Source organism: Achromobacter sp. ACM03, assembly GCF_014851665.1.
GTDB classification, from domain to species: domain Bacteria; phylum Pseudomonadota; class Gammaproteobacteria; order Burkholderiales; family Burkholderiaceae_B; genus Achromobacter; species Achromobacter aegrifaciens.
The window spans coordinates 1-318 of the sequence record NZ_JACVAD010000030.1 but is presented as its reverse complement, the minus strand read 5'-3'; the positions used below and the strand labels follow the sequence as shown (position 1 = coordinate 318).

The following is a 318-nucleotide window of genomic DNA, read 5'->3' as shown; positions in this document are numbered from 1 at the left end:
CGTGACCGTCCCCGACGCCAACGGCGCCGATGCCGGCAACGTCAGCATCGCCGAGAACGCCACGCAGCCGGTTACTGGCGAACTGACCGTCACCGCACCGGAAGGCCTGGCTACCGTCAAGATCGGCGGCACCACCCTCACCGTGGCCGAACTCCAGGCGCTGGGCACCACCCCGGTCGTCGTCAACGGCTCCGAAGGCAAGCTCACGCTGACTGGCTACGACCCGGCCACCGGCAAGATCACCTATAGCTACCAGCAGGACGGGACGGCCAAGAACCACACCGCCGGCGACGACTCCGTCACCGACAAGTTCACCGT

At 67.3% G+C, this 318-nt stretch carries 1 protein-coding gene; it reads left to right on the top strand.

The window, feature by feature from the left end:
• On the top strand, positions 1–318 hold a 318-nt coding region (locus IB257_RS31445; protein WP_192493341.1), incomplete at both ends, for a hypothetical protein.